Source organism: Marinospirillum alkaliphilum DSM 21637 (assembly GCF_900119735.1).
Classification (GTDB): Bacteria; Pseudomonadota; Gammaproteobacteria; order Pseudomonadales; family Halomonadaceae; genus Marinospirillum; species Marinospirillum alkaliphilum.
On record NZ_FPJW01000007.1, the window covers coordinates 1 to 17,220 of the forward strand.

Genomic DNA, 17,220 nt, shown 5'->3' on the forward strand with positions numbered 1-17,220 from the left:
CAAAGGTCAGTGACACCCGCTGGCCATCTTCACGCAGGGAAACCACCGCAGTGCGATCATCCCGGAAACGCAGCAGGTTTTCCGCAAAGTTCAGCCGGGCTTCCGGAAACCAGCGGGCACCGGGCATCCGGTCAGCATTTTCCAGCACACGACTGCCCTGTTCAGCGGCCACCACTTCACCGAATTCCCACATCATTTCCCAGAATTCCTCCGGGTTGACTACACTCCACTGGTGCAGGTCTTCGTAGTGGCTCAGGGATTGCTGATAACGCTCATTCACCCGCTGCATGAAGGCACGCAGCGGGCTGGATTCGATGGCGGCGGCAGTGGGCTGCCAGAGGGGCTGGTGCTCGTGAATCATGATGCTCTCTCTCCTGTTCATATCTGAAAACGCTGCAGATCACGGGTCAGGTCATCTGCCTGACGATGCAGCTGACGGGTGGCATCCAGCAGGGTTTCCACCCGCGCCTGTTGCTGGCTGACCAGTCCGGCCACCTGGTCCATATCCGAAGTCATGCTGCTGGTGGTTTCAGCCACTTCCGCCACCGAGCTGCGCACCTGGTTCATTTTTTCTGAAGACGCACGGCTGGCCTGCTGGATACCCTGCACAGCCAGTAAAGCCTCGCGGCCCATGCTGCGCCCCAGCCTGACCTGTTCACGCGCAGCCTCAACCGAGTGAATGGTAGTGTCGGTATCACGCCGAATGCCATCTATGCGTCCACCGATGTCATGGGTGGCTTGAGCCGTCTGTTCTGCGAGGGTGCGAATTTCATCAGCGACCACCGCAAAACCTCGCCCCGCCTCACCCACTCTTGCTGCTTCTATCGCAGCGTTTAAAGCCAGCAGGTTGGTCTGTTCAGCAATGCCGTTGATCAACTCCAGCACACCACCGATCTGCTGTGAATGTTCACCCAGATGACTGACCCGCTCATCAATGTCCTGCATGCGTGCAGTGATGGCTTCCAGCGCTTCAATGGCCTGCTGAATCACCTGACCACCCTGATTGGCGGCCTGATCAGTCTGCCCGGCAGCCACCTCCACATCTGTGGCTGCCAGTGCCATCTGATCGGTGGTGGCACTGATTTCTTCCATCGCTGCCGCCAGCACATCACTGCGGCCATGCAACTGCCGACCTTCCTGTTGCAACCCACCGATCTGCTCTTCCATGGCCGTGGCCATCTGCAACAATTGCCGGTTGCTGGCTTGCAAACCACCCACCAGGCCGGTCAGGGATTCCACCGTCTGGTTGACACCCTGTGCCAGTTGATCAAATTCATCTCGCTGATTTCTGATGCTCAGGCGCTGACGCAGATCCCCTTCAGCCACTTGCTGCAGGAAACCCAGCAGCTCTTTTAAGCGCTGATGCAAACGCCGGTTCAGCAGCACCACCGTCAACACCAGCAACAGCGTCACCAGCAAACCACTGACCAGTATCATGCGTTGCTGATTGCCTGCCTGTTGCTCAGCACGCTGTTCAGCCTGCTGCAGTTGTTGTCCGGCGGCTTCACGCGCCTGCTGATGCAGTGCCACCAATAGCTGCTGACGTTGCTCCAGCAGGATGCCTGTCTGTTGCTCCAGATCCAGCCGCAGGCGAATCAGCCTGGCACTGGCATCCCGGTAAACCTGCAGGTGCTCGGCAAAATCCTCATGAAAACCGATCCGCTGCAGGTGTGCGTCAAAAGCATCCATGCCTTCCTGCCAGGCCTGAATGGTACGACTGCCAGGTGTGATGAAAAAGTCCTTCTCCAGATTGCGCACATCAGCAAAGCGTGACACCAGCGCCGCCAGACCGGTCAATTCATCCATCAGGGTTACAGCAGCAGCCCCCAGCTCTCCCTGAGCGCCTTCTGTCGCATTCAGGCCAAAGGCCAGCTGGGTTTTCAGTGTTTGCTGCAACTGCTGCAGGAAAACTTCACTCTGCTGCTGCAGGGCAGGATAACCACCCAACACCTGCTGCAACTGAACCGGCACGGCATCCAGCCCTTGCTGCAGGTCGGCCAGTGCTGACGGTTGCAGGTTTTCACGCTGCAGTTCCAGTTGCAGGATTTTCGCTTCCAGCGCCAGCATGTCCAATGCCCTTGAGGCAGTCTGCGCCACTTCGGAAAAAGCCCGCCCCTGCTGATGCAATCCGAACAGACCACCGGACACCAGCGTCAGCAAACCAGCCATCAACAGCACCAGTAACCCCCACAGGGCCTGGCGAAAAGAGATCTGTAACTTCATGGGTTCACCCCTGTTTTTTTGTTGTTTTCAGGCACAAGCGTCCCCCACCACCCATCGGGCTGAATCCAGCCCGTGGCAGCAATGAAGTCCTTTCAGGGAATATCAGATAAAAAAACGGTTACTGGGTGGTGTATCCACCATCAATCACCACCGCCTGGCCGGTGATGCCACGCCCGCGACCACTGGCCAGGAACAGGCAGTAGTCAGCCACTTCACGAGGCTCCAGCAGGCGCTTTTGCGGCACCAGCGGATAAATGACCTCTTCCAGCACCTTCTCCAGCGGCACTCCGCGTGTGCGCGCCAGATCATTCAACTGCCCCCGCACCATTTCAGTATCCACATAACCGGGGCAGAGGGCATTCACAGTGATGCCGTGAGCCGCACCTTCCAGTGCCGCCACCTTGGTCAGGCCAATGACACCGTGTTTGGCCGAGTTGTAACCGGCCTTGCCGGAAAAACCCACCAGTCCGTTAATGGAAGCCAGGTTGATGATGCGCCCACCCTGCTGACGCTTCATCACCGGGAATACCTGTTGAATGGTCAGGAAAGGGGCCACCAGCATGATATCCAGCAGCTTGCGAAAACGCTCGGACGGGAAATCCTCGATCGGTGCCACATGTTGCAACCCGGCATTATTGATCAGCACATCCAGGCCACCGAACCGATCCACCACTTCCTGCACCGCTGCCTTCAGACCGGCTTCATCCGTTACATCACAGGCCACACCAAGGCGATCCGGCCCGGCACCACCCAGTTGATCCAGCGCCTCTGCCAGGGCATCACGATCCAGATCCAGAATGGCAACCCGTGCGCCTTCTTCCAGAAAAGCCCTGGCAATCTCAAAGCCGATGCCCTTGGCGGCGCCGGTGATCAGTACACGTTTACCCGACATGACTTGTTCCTCTTTCAGCATCTCAGTTCGTCTCTTTACAGCAGTCCCGGCAGCCAGAGCACGATGGCCGGAAACAGGATGCACAGCAGCAGTCCAGTCAACTGCAACAGCACATAAGGAATGATGGATTTATAAATGGTGGTGATTTTCACCTGACCTTCAGTAATGCCTTTCAGATAAAACAAGGCGTAACCAAAGGGGGGTGTGAGAAAGCTGGTCTGCAGGTTGATGGCCATCAGGATGGCAAACCACACCAGTGTGGCCTGAGCACTCATGCCAAAATCCAGCAGGCCTATCACCGGCAACAACAAGGGCAGCACCACATAACTGATTTCAATCCACTCCAGGAAAAAGCCGAGGATGAAAATCATCAGCATGATCGCCAGCAGCAAGCCATAAGGCCCCAGCCCGGTGGCCGAAACCAGATCCATGATCAGGTAATCCCCGCCCAGACGTTTGAACACCAGGCTGAATGCAGTGGCCGCAATCACAATGAATACAATCATTGCCGTACTTTTGGCCGTGTCGTAACAAACATCCCGCAGGGTGATGTAATTCATCTTGCGGCCCACCACAGCCAGCAGGATGGCACCCAATGCACCAATGGCCGCCGCCTCGGTCGGTGTGGCAATACCGGCCATGATGGAACCCAGCACCGCCACCATCAGAAACACCGGTCCGACCAGGTCGCGCAACAGCGCCAGCGGCAAGGGCGTGGTGTCAGTTGAAACATCCTCTTTATCCGCCAGCGGCATCCAGTCAGGTTTCAGGTAACCGGTCACCAGCAGATAAAGGATGTACAGGCCACCCAGCATCAGACCGGGGATCAGTGCTGCCTTGAACAAGGCACCCACGGAAACCTGCATGATGGAACCCATCAGCACCAGCATGATGGAGGGAGGTATCAGAATGCCCAGGGTGCCGGAGGCTGCAATCACACCACAGGCCATTTCTTCCTTGTATTTCTGCTTCAGCATCACCGGCAGCGCCAGCATGCCCAGCATCACCACCGAAGCCCCCACTATGCCGGTGCTGGCGGCCATCACTATGCCCAGCAGTGCCACTGAAATGGCCAGACCACCGCGCACCCGCCCGAACAGGCGTTGCAGGGTCAGCAACAGGCGGCTGGCGACACCGGATTTCTCCAGCATCAGGCCCATGAACACAAACAGGGGAATGGCAATGTACAGCCAGTTTTCAATCACTCCGCCATAAATGCGCGAGCCGACCATACCCATAAAGGGCAGGGGAATGTCACCAATGAAGGCAAACAGAATGGCCAGGCCACCCAGTACAAAAGCCACCGGATAACCGGTGAAAATGCCCAGCAACAGGCACACCACCATCAGAATCGGCAGTGAATATTCAGCGAACATGAAAACTCTCCCGCGCAGCACGTTGAGGATCCAGCACTGCAGCCAGGCTTTGCAGCACCCGACCGAAGGCACCCAACGCCATGAACACCAGTGACACCGACAGGGCGCCTTTAATCAGGAAGCGATCGGTCAGACCACCAAAATTGGACTGCTCACCGGAGTTGTAGCTCATCATCACCTGGGGCCAGTAGAGGTAAGCCACCAGCAGGCAGAAGGGAATCAGCAACACCAGATGCCCGGTCAGATCCACCAGATGCCGCGTCCGCGGGGAGAAGCGGTGATACAGCAGATCCACCCGTACATGAGCGTTGGTGTGCAAGGCATAGGTGGATGCAAACAACACCAGCAGGCCGTAGAGATACCACTGCAACTCGGTGGCTGAATTGATGGTGAAGGCACGTCCGAACAGGAACACCCGCTCATTCCAGCGCAGCAGTTCATTCATGCCCAGTGCATTCATCACAACTGTAAGGAGGACAGCGGCAATGACCGCCAGTATCAGCCAGCTGGTCATGCGTCCGACCCAGATCCCGACCCCTATCAGGGGTCGGGAAGCCAGATCAAGTGCCGCCGCCACACGCAGGTGAACGGCGTCTTTCATTACGGCAGCTCCTGCAGTTCATACCACTCTTCAATCAGCTTGGCATGAGCAATCAACGACTCATAAGCCTCTTTGAAAGCAGGGTTCTGCGCCATTTCTTCAGCAACCACCTCCTGCCAGGCTGCTTCCAGTGCCTTCAGGGTTTCATCATTAAAACGACGAACCTCGATGCCACTTTTTGCCTGCATACGTGCCAGTGCCTTCATCTGCTGGGGCGGAGCTTCAGTCATCGACCAGGCCAGGGTGGAGCGACAGGCGGTTTCAAACTGTGCCTTCTGACGATCGCTGTAGCGATTCCAGACGTTCTTGTTGATGATCAACGAGAACCAGCTTGCAGACTGGTGCCAACCGGGGAAGTAGTAGTATTTGGTGATGTCATCAAAACCCATCACCTCATCCACCTGAGGAACCGAGAACTCGGCACCATCAATGCGGCCACGCTCCAGTGCCAGATAAATTTCGCCACCGGGGATCAACTGGGTAGACGCACCGAACTTGTTGAGTACACGAGCACCCAGGCCGGAAATGCGGAAGCGCAGGCCATCAAAGTCTTTGACCGAGTTGATTTCCTTGTTGTAGAAACCACCGGTTTCCTGCGGAGAAACAAAGCAGGGCAAGACCTTGATGTTGTACTGGTCATAAGCCTTCTGGATGTATTCAGTGCCGCCACCGGACCACATCCAGGACGCAAAGGCCTCCGGTGTCGGGCCAAAGGGCAGGGCACCGTAAAGGTTCAGCAGCGGAATGGTACCAGCCCAGTAACCCATCCAGTCCCAACCGGCATCCACCGCACCGGTGGATACTGCGTTAAACACCTCAAAAGGCGGCACCAGATCACCCGGCTCATAAACCCGGAAACTGATCTTGCCGTCAGAGGCAGTGTTGATTTCCTTTGCCATGTACTGGGCACCGGCACCCAGAAAGTTGTTGGTGGCAAAGACACTGGCCACGTCAATGCGGCGCGGACCATCAGCCATTGCAGAGGAAGAAATCGCCAGTGTGGCAGCGGTTGCCACGGCACCGATCGCCGTGACAAGGGGGTTCTTGATCATGGGTGCTACTCCTGATTTTTTATGTTTGTTCTTGAGAACACTCGACCGCCTCAAAGACGGGTAGCCATCCCTATACAAGACACATGCCAGCCTCAGGAAAACAGCTTTAAAAACAATGAAATAAATCAATAGCTGACGTTTACGTCAAGAGAAAGAGAGGTCAGATCAGTCAATATTTTCCGGATTTTCGGAATTTTTATGGCAAACCACCGCATTCAGCGGCTTTGCAGTCGTCCGGAAAAGCGGAATGATTCCGAAAATCCGGAAAACCTTCAAAATCAAAAACCAAACCCAGCATCAAAAAACAAACATAGTTTCTACCTCAATCATCCTGCGCAAAAACAAACTGACACACCAGGACTCAGGGCATCAAAACCAGTTTTCAGCACCCTGACCACTCAAATTCAAACGCTACCCAATCTTAAATTTTGTTTTACATATAACAAGAAGTAGAGGATCCTACAAAACCACCTGATATCAATCATGGAGCCAGTATTTGAGCTTTTTTGCACTGTTCATCAGCCTGCCCACCAAGGCTTCAACCGGCCGGATGCGCGTATGGCGTTCGGTCAAAGCACTGGGCTGCGCAACACTGCGTGACGGGGTATATCTGCTACCCGAGTCGGCAGACACTGCTGCAAAACTGAACGAAGTGGCCATGCAAGCGGTAGAGGCCGGAGGCAGTGGGGAGGTCTATCAACTCTCGGGCTGTGATGAAGCCCGGAATATCACACTCCGCACACTATTTGACCGCAGTGATGAGTACGCAAACATTGCGGTGGAAATCAAAGAACTGCATCAAAACCTGACCGCGCTTGATGTTACAACCACTACACGCAGACTTCAGTCACTGGTGCGCCGATTCGAACAAGTGGTGCACATCGACTTCTTCCCCGGCGAGGTGCAGCGGCAAACCCTGGGACTGCTTGACGATTTACGCGACACCATCACGCGGCGCATGCATCCCGACGAGCCGACCGCCAGGCTAGTGAATATTCCAGAGCTGGATCCTGCTGCCTATCAGGGTCGAATCTGGGCGACTCGAGCACGGCCATGGGTCGACCGACTTGCTTCAGCCTGGCTCATCAAACGATTCATCGATCAACATGCCCGGATTGTCTGGCTTCCGAATCCCGACCACTGCCGCAGTGGCTGGCTCGGCTTCGATTTTGATGGCGCCACTTTCAGCCACGCAGGAACCAAAGTCACTTTCGAAGTACTGATGACAAGTTTCAGGCTTGATTCTGACCCAGCATTGGTACGCCTGGGCGAGCTCGTGCATTACCTGGACGTGGGAGGACTTCCTGTCGCTGAAGCAGCTGGCATTGAAACTTTGCTGGCCGGCCTTCAAGCCTGCGAGCCCGATGATGACCAGCTGCTTGCTCGTGCGTGCGCAGTTTTTGACTGGCTACTCAAAAGTTATGAGGACAAAACAAGATGAACACCCCGTCACAGCAGCAGCCTGCTCATCCCTCATTCAGGGAAGCCCTTCTCTACTGGCTCAAGCTGGGGTTCATCAGTTTTGGCGGCCCCGCCGGACAAATCGCCATCATGCACCAGGAACTGGTGGAGAAACGCCGCTGGATTTCTGAACAACGTTTCCTGCATGCACTTAACTACTGCATGTTGCTACCCGGCCCGGAAGCACAACAGCTCGCCATTTATATTGGCTGGCTGCTGCATCGCACCTGGGGAGGGATTGTTGCCGGCGTGCTGTTTGTGCTGCCTTCACTGTTCATTCTTGCACTGCTGACCTGGATCTATCTGGCCTACGGTGACATTCCTCTGGTGCAGGGCATCTTCCTTGGCATCAAACCTGCGGTGGTCGCGGTGGTGATTTTTGCTGCCTGGCGCATCGGTTCACGAGCACTCAAAAACAAGGTGATGTGGATCATCGCCGCACTGGCTTTCATCGCCATTTTTGTTCTGGAGGTGCATTTTCCCTTTATTGTCATCGGTGCAGCACTGCTGGGTGCACTCGGTGGCAAGCTGATGCCGGAGCAGTTCCGCATCAGCGGTAACCATGGTGCAGCGGGAAAAGTCTACGGCCCGGCAGTCATTGATGACACCACACGCCTGCCTCACACTCGCCACAGCAACCTACATGTCGCCAAACTGATCTTGATCGGTCTGGCAATGTGGGTAGGTATGTTATGGCTACTGCCATCCGGCACACTGACCGATATGGGTCTGTTTTTCACCAAGGCTGCACTGGTCACCTTTGGTGGCGCTTATGCAGTGCTACCCTATGTCTATCAAGGTGGTGTGGATACTTTTGGTTGGCTCACCGGAACCCAGATGATTGATGGCCTTGCGCTGGGTGAAAGCACACCTGGACCACTGATCATGGTGGTTGCGTTTGTCGGTTTTGTCGGGGCATGGACGCTGCAGATTTTTGGTTCGGACAGCCTCTTTCTGGCAGGTTTTATCGGAGCTTCCGTGGCCACTTTTTTCACTTTTCTGCCATCCTTTCTGTTCATCCTGTGCGGCGCCCCACTGGTTGAATCAACCCACGGCAATCTGAAGTTCACCGCTCCACTTTCAGCAATCACTGCGGCGGTAGTGGGGGTGATTCTGAACCTTGCACTCTTCTTTGGCTGGCATGTGCTGTGGCCGAATGCCAGCGCCGAAGCCCCTTTCACCGGCGGTTTTGAGTGGTTTCAGGCAATTGTTGCAGCGGCGGCATTTCTGGCACTGTGGAAATACAAGCAGAACATTCTGTCTGTGCTGGGTGTGTGTGCCCTGCTTGGCCTCGGCTACACCTTTCTGGCGCTGTAAAAAGGCATGGTCCTGGCCGCTGAAAAAATCCGAGGATCTCAAAGGTCAATATTGAGCAAATGTTTTGCCAGCTTGTCGTACAGACTGGTTTTGCTGATGCCCAGTAACTTTGCAGCCAGCAGGCGATTGCCATCACAGGCCAGCAGTGCTTCTTCCAGAATCTGTTTTTCAGCTGCAGCCAGTCGCTCTTTCAAAGTGCCGCGATAAACCACCGGTTCCGGCACCTCCAACCCTTCCATCAGGGCTGCGGGCAATGCCTGCAAGGAAATCTTATGCCCCTGACTGAGATAAAAGGCGGACTCAATGGCATTTTCCATTTCCCGGACATTACCCGGCCAGGCGTACTCCAGCATCCGCGTCAGTGCCTGAGCCGTCAGTTTGGGGGCACGTCGACCGGTTCGATTCGCCAGGCGATTGAGGAAATGTTCTGCCAGTGCAGGAATGTCTTCACGCCGTTCCCGCAGCGGTGGCAGCTCCACGGAAACCACATTGATGCGGTAATACAGATCTTCTCGGAACTCCCCCAGCTCCACACGCTTTTCCAGCGGCTGGTGGGTGGCGGTGACAAGACGGACATCCACCTTCACCAGGCGGTTGGAACCCACGGCTTCCACTTCACGATCCTGCAACACTCGCAGCAGCTTGGCCTGCATGCTCAGCGGCATGTCACCGATTTCATCCAGAAACAGGGTGCCACCATCCGCCAGCTGAAACTTGCCCTGCTTGCCGCCTTTTTTTGCTCCGGTGAAGGCACCTTCTTCATAACCGAACAGCTCGGCTTCCAGCAGGTTTTCCGGAATGGCCGCACAGTTGATCTTGATGAAAGGCCCACGGGAGCGTTCAGACAACAGGTGCAGGGCATGGGCATAGAGCTCCTTGCCCGTACCGGACTCACCCCGGATCAGTACCGACGCATCACCGGCAGCCACCTTCTTGATCTTTTCGTTGACCTTCTGGATCTGCGGACTGCGACCAATCAGGTCATTAAGATGAAAGCGGGCACCAGTCTGCTCCTTGTCCAGTGCACGTCGATAAAAATCCAGCTCCGACACCAGCGCCTTGATCTGGGTGTTCATCTGACGCCATTCATGGGTATCGTGAAACAACACCGTACCAATGCCACCCACCACCTTGCCGCCCTGGCGAATCGGGTAGCGGTTGGCAATCATGTGACGGCCCCGCACTTCCTGCAGACGTGACAATTCAGGCTGACCGGTTTCCACCACTCGGTGCATCTGGGTGTTTTCAATCACCTCAATGACCGGTTGCCCATAAACCTCATCCCGCTTCAGGCCCAGGAAATGGGCATAAGGCTGGTTCAGGAACACAATGCGGGCCTGAGCATCCACCACCACCAGCCATTCATCCAGTGCATCCAGTGCCTGCACCAGATCCGGCGACACCAGTGCCTGATTATTGTTATTCATGCTTGCTCCACACAACCGCGGGATTTTTATCTGCCCGGATCAAATCCCACTGCTTCCGGGCATTTAATACAGCCCGGGGTCAGTTGAATCAGGGCGGGTCTTGAAACGCCGGTGCATCCACAAGTATTGTTCAGGATGGATACGAATCAACTGCTCAATCACCTGATTCACCTGAGTGGCATCAGCGACATCATCACCCGACGGAAAGTTTTCCAGAGGTGGCAGGTATTCCAGGGTATAGGTACGGTCATCCGGATTACGATGAATGCGCAGTGGTAATACCGGCGCACCAGTCATTCTGGCCATACGTGCGGTCATGGTGATACTGGCTGCCTGAACCCCAAAAAAAGGTGCAAACACACTCACCTTACGTCCGAAATCCTGATCCGGTGAATACCAGGCAGCGTGACCCTGGCGCACGCGGCGCACCAGTCCTTTTAAATCATGATGCGGAATCATCTGGTCAAAATGCCGCTGCCGACCTTTGAGGATAAAACGATCAAACACCGGGTTTTTGTGGGGCTTGTAAATGGCATCCACCTTGTAAAAAAGACCATGCAAAGCCCCGCCCAGATCCATCACCGAAAAATGGATCCCCAGAATGATGGCACCCTTGCCTTCCGCCAGTGCCTTGTCAAGGTGCTCACGCCCGGCAAAGGTAATGCGGTCTTTCAGGAAAGACACGTCACGCACCAGCCCGGTTGCAATTTCAACAACACCCAGACCGCCAGCTCGGAAGATATCGCGCACCAGTTGCTGCTGTTCCTGTGGCGACTGCTCCGGAAAACACAAACGCACATTCACTTCAGTAAAGTGACGCCGCTCACGGGCAAACCAGTATGCCAGTCGACCAAACAGGCGACCTGCAGCCATTTTCAAGGGCCAGGGCAACCAGGCGATTAAATGCAAACTTCCTATCATCAACCAGGTGGGCCAATAACGAGGGTGAAGATGATTTTTCGGATATTTCTTTTTTGCCATGAGACTCATCCGGATAATAACTGCCTGGCATTGTACCCGATTAACCCAATAAAAAACCCCGATGCAGGCACCGGGGTTCAGTGGTTACGAGGCTCTATGATTAGTTGGCAGCAGTAACCAGCCAGCGATTCAACTCACGCAGATCTGTTTCGCTGAGTGTTCCAGCCACACGCTTCAGACGCAACTGGTTGACCACATAATTGTAACGCGCAGCATCATGATCACGACGTGCCGCCCACAAGGTTCGCTCGGCGTTCAACACATCCACAATATTGCGAGTACCCACTTCATAACCCGTACGGGTTGCCTCCAGTGCACTTTCTGCTGAGCGGATAGCCTGGGCTCGCGCCTGAACCGTCAGCACATCCGTGTTCACCTGGGTAAACAGGCTACGGGTCTGCTGCAGCACCTGACGTCGCGCCAGTTCCTCGGAAGACCGGGCTTCATCCAGCGCCGCACTGCCTTCACGGATCTGGGCACTGGTGCGACCACCACCATAAATCTCCAGTGTGCCACGCACACCCACTAGTGTCTGGTTGTCACCACCAGCAGCATTCAATCGATCAGAATCCTTGGAGTACTCACCAAACAATGCCACTGTTGGCAGATGACGCGCCTGACGTGAACGCAGGTTCTGCTGAGAGGCCAGCAAACCGGCACGTGCAGCCTGCAGGGTCAGACTGGAATCCAGAGCCATACTCACCCAGGCATCCCGGTCATTGGGTACCGGTGCACTGACCGGTAACTCCGGATTCAGCAGATTGATCTGCTCATACCGCTGGCCGGTGATCTGTTCCAGATCTTCGTAACTGATCATCAATGCGCCCTCAGCACCAATGCGTGCTGCACGGGCACCATCATGAGCGGCACGAGCTTCCAGCACACCGGTGATGGAAATCAGTCCTACTTCATACTGTTCCTGGGCCTGATCCAACTGACGCTTGATGGCCTGCTCTTCAGCCTGAGATGAACGCAGGTTGTCTTCAGCACGCAACACATTGAAATAGGCTTCGGCAACGCGCAGCAACAGATTCTGTTCAGTATCACGGAAACGAGCCTCAGCGGCACTGAAACTCTGATTGGCTGCCTGACGACCAAACCAGGCCTCAGCATTAAACAGTGCCTGCTGGGCTGAAATGGTCAGATTGGTATTTTCCTGGGTATCTGTTGCACCATCCATATCCACCTGAGACCAGGTGCCGCTTGCTGTTACCTGAGGCAAAAGAAAAGAGTTAGCCTGACTGATCTGGGCCCGCGCCTGTTCCAGACGACTGCGCTCCACTGCCAGCTCGGCATCTTGTTGCACCGCATCCTGGTACACGTCCAGCAGGCTGGCGGCCTGCAACCCTGGAGACAACAGCAGTGCCAGCGCACTGGCCAGAAGTGTTTTACGGCACATAAACTCAAGATCCTCTGAAACAATGGAATGAGGCAAATTCACATTTAATCAGCTCGCGGCTTTTTTAACCAGCCAAGTCTGTTTAGAATGGGCAGTCTAACCGAATTGGACTGAAAGGTCTAAACCCTTTGGTGAGGTCCATCCAAAGCAGCGAGACACAGAACTCCCTTTGGGTCTTTCGGACTAAATTATACAAGAAAGAATATAAGACAAAACTGATATATGCAAACTTTTAAATACAGAGGCCCCAGCACCATGAAATCCTTGAGTCCTTACTGGCTGCTGGCAGCCTTGTTGCTCCTGTTACCCCTGACCGCACTGGCTCAACGCCCCGCCATGCCGGTTGAAGCTGTCAAGGTGGAACCCAGGCAATTGATAGTGGATACCCAATTGGTCGGCACCCTGCTGGCTGACGAGGCCACCCTGATCAGCAGTGAGCTGGCTGGTCGTCTGGCACAGGTGCACTTCACTGATGGCCAGCGCGTGCAGACCGGCACCCGACTGTTCAGCCTGGATGCATCCATTGAACGCGCCCAGCTTGAACGCGCCAAAGCAGCCGCTGAACTGGCCGAGGTGGAATACCAGCGAGCTGAAGACCTGCTGCGCCGCAATGCCGGTAGTGCCAACGTACGTGATGCCGCCCTGGCCACCCTGCGCATCAATCAGGCAGAAGTGAAGCTGGCCGAAGAGCGCCTGGCCAAAATGACACTGACAGCCCCCTTTCATGGTGTACTGGGTATTCGTCAGGTCAGCCCCGGTGATTACCTGACTCCCGGTCAGCCACTGGTGGCCTTGCTGGCCACTGACCCACTGCGGGTTGAATTTCGCATTCCCGAAGTACTGCTGCGTGATGTAAGCCAGGGTCAACAGGTTGAAATGACCTTTGATGCCCTGACCAATCAGCGCTTCAGCGGTGAAGTGATGACCGTCTCCCCACAGGTGGATGCCAGTGGTCGTAGCCTGCTGGTGCAAGCTCGTCTGGCCAATCCCGACAACCTGCTGCGTCCCGGCATGTTTGCCCGGGTTCGACTGATTCTGGATACCCGTGACAATGCCTTGCTGGTGCCGGAAGAAGCGCTGGTGCCGGAAGGCAGGAATCAGTACGTGTTTCGTATTGTTGACGGTGTAGCCGACAAGGTTCAGGTCACACCCGGTCACCGTTTGCGCGGTGAAGTGGAAATCACCTCCGGCATTCAGGCCGGTGATCGGGTGGTCACTGCCGGTCAATTGAAGCTGCGCCCCGGTAGCCCCGCACAAGCCATCAACCTGCCAGCGCCTGCCGCTGACAGCAACTGAGGGCTGGCAGCATGGTGTTATCCGATATTTCCATCAAGCGGCCGGTACTGGCCTGCGTGATGAGCCTGCTGATTGTTCTGGTCGGCCTGATCGCCTTTGATCGCCTGACGGTGCGGGAATACCCCAACATTGATGTCCCCACCGTCAGTGTCACCACCACCTATTCCGGTGCCAATGCCAGCATCATTGAATCCCAGGTCACCAACGTACTGGAGGATTCCCTGTCTGGCATCGAAGGCATCGACTACATGACGTCATCCAGCCGCGCCGGACGCAGCCAGATCACCATCAACTTCAACCTCAACCGGGATGCCGACGCTGCTGCCAGTGATGTCCGCGACCGGGTTGGCCGGGTGCGTGGTCGCCTGCCCAGCGACGTGGATGAACCGGTGATTGCCAAGGTTGAGGCCGATGCCCAGCCGATCATGTACCTGTCCTTCACCAGTGACCGCCATGAACCCATGGACATGACCGATCTGGCAGACCGACTGGTGAAAGACCGGTTGCAAACGCTGGATGGTGTGGCCGAAGTCCGCATTTTTGGTGAGCGGCGTTATTCCATGCGGGTGGCCCTGGATCGCACCCGCATGGCGGCTTATCACATCACACCGGCGGATGTGGAAAACGCCCTGCGCCAGCAGAACCTGGAAGTGCCGGCCGGCACGGTGGAAAGCAGCACCCGTGAGTTCACGGTACTGGCTGAAACCAGCCTGAACCAGCCGCATCAGTTTGAGCAGGTGATCCTGCGTCAGGATGATGGTTATCTGGTGCGTCTGGGTGATGTGGCACGAGTGTTTGTGGCACCACAGCTGGAGCGGGGCAGTGTTCGCTTCCGGGGTGAAACCGCAGTGGCACTGGGGGTAATCAAACAGGCGGTGGCCAATCCGCTGGATGTTTCCTCGGCGGTGCGTGCTGAAATTCCGGCCATTGAAAGCATCCTGCCGGAAGGCATGCGCATTCACATTTCCTATGATTCGTCGGTTTTCATCGACCGCTCCATCAAGGCCGTATTCCAGACCATCATTGAAGCTGTGCTGCTGGTGGTGCTGGTGATTTTCCTGTTCCTGCGTTCTTTCCGCGCCACGCTGATCCCGATGGTCACCATTCCGGTCTCACTGATCGGCGCAATGATCTTCATGTATGCCTTCGGCTTTTCCATCAACACCCTGACCCTGCTGGCACTGGTCATGGCCATCGGTCTGGTGGTGGATGATGCCATTGTGATGCTGGAGAACATCTATCGTCACGTGGAGGAGGGCATGCATCCGATTCAGGCCGCCTTCAAGGGGTCACGCGAGATTGCCTTTGCCATCATTGCCATGACCACCACGCTGGTGGCGGTGTTTGTGCCGCTGGCCTTCACCGAAGGGCGTACCGGCCAGCTGTTTGCCGAATTTGCCCTGGCGCTGGCCGGTGCCGTGGTGATCTCCGGATTTGTGGCCCTGACCCTGTCTCCGATGATGTGTTCGCGCCTGCTGAAACATGAAAACCATGGCAAGTTCTACTATTTCGGTGAGCGCCTGCTGGAAAAGCTGAACGCTGGTTACCGCAAGGTACTGCTGCTGTCCCTGAAAGTACGGCCGCTGATGCTGGCATTGGGGCTGGCTTGCCTGGGCGGCAGTATCTGGGCATTCAGCGCACTTAACGCTGAGCTGGCTCCCACTGAAGACCGCGGTGTACTGGTCGGTTTCGGGGTGGGACCGGAAGGCTCCACCACGGCCTTTCTGGATCGTTACAGCCGCCAGTTGGAGCAGGTTTTTGAAGGTGTGCCGGAGGTGGAGCGTTATTTTGTGATCACCGGTCTGTTCCCGACTGAAAGCAACATCATCTCTTTTGTCGGGTTTGAAGACTGGAATGACCGTCAGCGCTCTGCCCAGCAAATTGCTGCTGAGCTGCAACCCAAGATGTTTGCTGGCATCCCCGGCATCATGGCCTTCCCGGTACTGCCTGCATCCCTGGGCCAGAGCCCGATTGCCCGCCCGATCCAACTGGTGATTCAGAGCACTGGTGACTTTGAGGATCTGGACCGGCTGGCCAATGCGCTGCTGGGCAAAATCATGGCTGATGGCCGCCTGGTCAATCCGGATACCGACCTGAAGCTGAACAAACCCGAACTGCGACTGGATGTGGACCGCGACAAGGCTGCCAGCCTCGGCATCAGCCTCGATGTGATTGCCCGCAGTCTGGAAACTCTGCTGGGTGGACGCACCGTAACCCGTTATTCCATCGGCAGCCGTCAGTACGATGTGGTGGTGAAGGTGGAAGATGCCGACCGTGCCACCCCGCAGGATCTGGCCGCCATTCAGGTGCGCAGTCGTGATGGTGAAATGGTGCCGCTTTCCAACCTGATCACTGTTCGTGAAGAAGTGGCTCCGCGTGAACTGAAACACTTCAACAAACTGCGCTCCGTCACCCTGCAGGCCAACCTTGCGCCAGGTGTCAGTCAGGGTGAAGCCCTGACCTGGGTGCGCCAGCTGGCCGAAGACACGGCTGAAGAAATGGGCATCACCGGCATCCTGTTTGACTACGATGGCCAGGCGCGTGAGTTCATGAGCTCCGGCAACACCCTGGCGATCACCTTCCTGCTGTCGCTGGTGTTCATCTACCTGGTGCTGGCTGCCCAGTTCGAAAGCTTCCGGGCGCCACTGGTAATTCTGCTGACAGTACCGCTGGCCATGCTGGGTGCGCTGCTGACGCTGATGCTGATCGGCGGCACCCTGAATGCCTACAGTCAGATCGGCCTGATCGCCCTGATCGGCATCATCACCAAAAACGGCATCCTGATCACCGAGTTTGCAAACCAGCAACGTGAACAGGGGTTGGCCATGATGGATGCAGTGGTAGAAGCCTCGGTACTGCGCCTGCGACCGATCCTGATGACCTCACTGGCGATGATTCTGGGTTGTCTGCCGCTGGCACTGGCAACCGGGGCTGGAGCTGAAAGTCGTCAACAGATTGGCTGGGTGATCGTGGGTGGCATGACCGTTGGCACCCTGCTGACATTGTTTGTGGTGCCGACTGTTTACAGTTATGTGGTGCGCACCCTGCCGAGAAAGGTGGCAGCAGAGCACTGATTAAAAAGCGGTTAAGCGGGCAACACCGACTTTGGTTGGTGTCGCCCTTTCAAAGCTGCGACACTCCAGCAAAGGCATGCTAGCATCCACTGACAGGATCCCTTTACTAAGGAGTGGCAGC

Annotated in this window: 13 protein-coding genes; 4 read left to right on the top strand and 9 right to left on the bottom strand. The window is 56.0% G+C overall.

Annotated features, from left to right (window positions below; translation table 11 throughout):
- The 6 genes from BT114_RS09925 to BT114_RS09950 all read right to left on the bottom strand — a co-directional run.
- Window positions 1–361 (bottom strand): acetyl-coenzyme A synthetase N-terminal domain-containing protein (locus BT114_RS09925; RefSeq protein WP_281249032.1); only part of this gene is annotated, 361 nt, incomplete at its 3' end.
- Window positions 362–378: 17 nt separating this feature from the next.
- Window positions 379–2,223, bottom strand: a complete 1,845-nt coding sequence (locus BT114_RS09930) for a methyl-accepting chemotaxis protein (RefSeq protein WP_072326317.1) — start codon at window positions 2,221–2,223, stop codon at window positions 379–381.
- Window positions 2,224–2,341: 118 nt separating this feature from the next.
- Window positions 2,342–3,115 (bottom strand): 3-hydroxybutyrate dehydrogenase, encoded by a 774-nt coding sequence (locus tag BT114_RS09935; protein ID WP_072326479.1) that lies wholly within the window; start codon window positions 3,113–3,115, stop codon window positions 2,342–2,344.
- A 35-nt stretch (window positions 3,116–3,150) separates the two neighbouring features.
- Window positions 3,151–4,491, bottom strand: a complete 1,341-nt coding sequence (locus BT114_RS09940) for a TRAP transporter large permease (RefSeq protein WP_072326318.1) — start codon at window positions 4,489–4,491, stop codon at window positions 3,151–3,153.
- Window positions 4,481–5,092 (bottom strand): TRAP transporter small permease subunit, encoded by a 612-nt coding sequence (locus BT114_RS09945; RefSeq protein ID WP_072326319.1) that lies wholly within the window; start codon window positions 5,090–5,092, stop codon window positions 4,481–4,483. Before BT114_RS09945 ends, BT114_RS09940 begins: the two co-directional genes overlap by 11 nt.
- The gene (locus BT114_RS09950) at window positions 5,092–6,144 is read right to left on the bottom strand and encodes a TRAP transporter substrate-binding protein (RefSeq protein ID WP_072326320.1); all 1,053 of its coding nucleotides are present in this window, start codon (window positions 6,142–6,144) and stop codon (window positions 5,092–5,094) included. The genes BT114_RS09945 and BT114_RS09950 overlap by 1 nt, the downstream gene beginning before the upstream one ends.
- Before the next feature lie 496 nt (window positions 6,145–6,640).
- Here BT114_RS09950 and BT114_RS09955 point away from each other — a divergent pair, with 496 nt between their 5' ends.
- Window positions 6,641–7,585 (top strand): chromate resistance protein ChrB domain-containing protein, encoded by a 945-nt coding sequence (locus tag BT114_RS09955; protein ID WP_072326321.1) that lies wholly within the window; start codon window positions 6,641–6,643, stop codon window positions 7,583–7,585.
- Window positions 7,582–8,922, top strand: coding sequence for a chromate efflux transporter (gene chrA / locus BT114_RS09960; RefSeq protein WP_072326322.1), 1,341 nt, complete (start codon window positions 7,582–7,584; stop codon window positions 8,920–8,922). Before BT114_RS09955 ends, chrA begins: the two co-directional genes overlap by 4 nt.
- A 38-nt stretch (window positions 8,923–8,960) precedes the next feature.
- Here the strand turns inward: chrA and BT114_RS09965 are convergent, their stop codons facing one another.
- The 3 genes from BT114_RS09965 to BT114_RS09975 form a co-directional block, all read right to left on the bottom strand.
- Window positions 8,961–10,349, bottom strand: a complete 1,389-nt coding sequence (locus BT114_RS09965) for a sigma-54 interaction domain-containing protein (protein WP_072326323.1) — start codon at window positions 10,347–10,349, stop codon at window positions 8,961–8,963.
- A 63-nt stretch (window positions 10,350–10,412) separates the two neighbouring features.
- Window positions 10,413–11,330 carry an LpxL/LpxP family Kdo(2)-lipid IV(A) lauroyl/palmitoleoyl acyltransferase gene (gene lpxL / locus BT114_RS09970; RefSeq protein WP_072326324.1) on the bottom strand — a complete coding sequence of 306 codons (918 nt, stop codon included), beginning with the start codon at window positions 11,328–11,330 and terminating at the stop codon, window positions 10,413–10,415.
- A 100-nt stretch (window positions 11,331–11,430) separates the two neighbouring features.
- Window positions 11,431–12,729, bottom strand: coding sequence for a TolC family outer membrane protein (locus BT114_RS09975; RefSeq protein WP_072326325.1), 1,299 nt, complete (start codon window positions 12,727–12,729; stop codon window positions 11,431–11,433).
- A 255-nt stretch (window positions 12,730–12,984) separates the two neighbouring features.
- Here BT114_RS09975 and BT114_RS09980 point away from each other — a divergent pair, with 255 nt between their 5' ends.
- Together BT114_RS09980 and BT114_RS09985 are read left to right on the top strand one after the other, a co-directional pair.
- Window positions 12,985–14,025 (top strand): efflux RND transporter periplasmic adaptor subunit, encoded by a 1,041-nt coding sequence (locus BT114_RS09980; protein WP_177247078.1) that lies wholly within the window; start codon window positions 12,985–12,987, stop codon window positions 14,023–14,025.
- Window positions 14,026–14,036: 11 nt separating this feature from the next.
- Entirely contained in the window at window positions 14,037–17,099 is a 3,063-nt protein-coding gene (locus tag BT114_RS09985) for an efflux RND transporter permease subunit (RefSeq protein WP_072326326.1), read from the top strand.
- Window positions 17,100–17,220 lie beyond the last annotated feature (121 nt).

Bases quoted from the DNA above. Each gene is read 5' to 3' on its own strand.
- BT114_RS09930 (WP_072326317.1), bottom strand. From the start codon at position 2,223: ATGAAGTTACAGATCTCTTTTCGCCAGGCCCTGTGGGGGTTACTGGTG.
- BT114_RS09935 (WP_072326479.1), bottom strand. From the start codon at position 3,115: ATGTCGGGTAAACGTGTACTGATCACCGGCGCCGCCAAGGGCATCGGC.
- BT114_RS09940 (WP_072326318.1), bottom strand. From the start codon at position 4,491: ATGTTCGCTGAATATTCACTGCCGATTCTGATGGTGGTGTGCCTGTTG.
- BT114_RS09945 (WP_072326319.1), bottom strand. From the start codon at position 5,092: ATGAAAGACGCCGTTCACCTGCGTGTGGCGGCGGCACTTGATCTGGCT.
- BT114_RS09950 (WP_072326320.1), bottom strand. From the start codon at position 6,144: ATGATCAAGAACCCCCTTGTCACGGCGATCGGTGCCGTGGCAACCGCT.
- chrA (WP_072326322.1), top strand. From the start codon at position 7,582: ATGAACACCCCGTCACAGCAGCAGCCTGCTCATCCCTCATTCAGGGAA.
- BT114_RS09965 (WP_072326323.1), bottom strand. From the start codon at position 10,349: ATGAATAACAATAATCAGGCACTGGTGTCGCCGGATCTGGTGCAGGCA.
- lpxL (WP_072326324.1), bottom strand. From the start codon at position 11,330: ATGGCAAAAAAGAAATATCCGAAAAATCATCTTCACCCTCGTTATTGG.
- BT114_RS09975 (WP_072326325.1), bottom strand. From the start codon at position 12,729: ATGTGCCGTAAAACACTTCTGGCCAGTGCGCTGGCACTGCTGTTGTCT.
- BT114_RS09980 (WP_177247078.1), top strand. From the start codon at position 12,985: ATGAAATCCTTGAGTCCTTACTGGCTGCTGGCAGCCTTGTTGCTCCTG.
- BT114_RS09985 (WP_072326326.1), top strand. From the start codon at position 14,037: ATGGTGTTATCCGATATTTCCATCAAGCGGCCGGTACTGGCCTGCGTG.